Origin of the sequence: Mesorhizobium sp. M7A.F.Ca.CA.002.05.1.1 (genome assembly GCF_003998335.1) — a bacterium.
GTDB lineage: Bacteria > Pseudomonadota > Alphaproteobacteria > Rhizobiales > Rhizobiaceae > Mesorhizobium.
This window is the reverse complement of the sequence record NZ_RZQI01001538.1, coordinates 1-649: the sequence shown is the minus strand read 5'-3', so window position 1 is coordinate 649 and position 649 is coordinate 1. Positions and strand designations below refer to the sequence as shown.

Genomic DNA, 649 nt, shown 5'->3' with positions numbered 1-649 from the left:
GGTCACCAACAATGGCGGCACCGGGGGCACGATTTCCTATGCCTTGGGTGCATCGGCGACCTTCACCGGCACGCCGGGAGCGCAGGCGCTGTCGATCGACGGCCAGAGCTACACGCTGATCTACGATGTCAACGGCCTGCAGGCGATCAACAGCGGCCTGACCGAACGGTATGCGCTGGCCAACAACATCGAGGCCAGTTCCACCTACTATTGGAACAACCTGCTCGGTTTCACCGCGCTGGGCACCGACGGCAACACCAACATCCAGAATGGCGGCAACGGCTTTACCGGCACCTTCGACGGTCTCGGCCATATCATCAACCAGATCTGGGTGCGGCAGATTCCGGCCAACTATGTCGGGCTGTTCGGCTATGTCGGCAGCACCGGCGTGGTGCGCAATGTCGGACTGGTCGACGCCTATATCAGTGGTTCGTACAACACCGGCGCAATTGCCGGCTTTAGCAAGGGTACGATATCGGGGGTTTGGGCAAGCGGCTATCTCGAAGGTGTCGCTGCCGTCGGCGGTCTCGTCGGACGCAATGAGGGCACGATCACCGGTTCGTTTTCGACGAACGCGGTGCGAGGACACGATGGCAGCCAGATCGGAGGCATTGCCGGTTTCAACAGCAGCACGATCAGCCAGGTCCAT

The 649-nt window shown here is 61.0% G+C and carries 1 protein-coding gene; it reads left to right on the top strand.

Annotated features, from left to right (window positions below):
• Positions 1 to 649, top strand: a 649-nt coding sequence (locus EN939_RS38425) for a hypothetical protein (RefSeq protein ID WP_206528479.1), incomplete at both ends; no start/stop codon positions are given.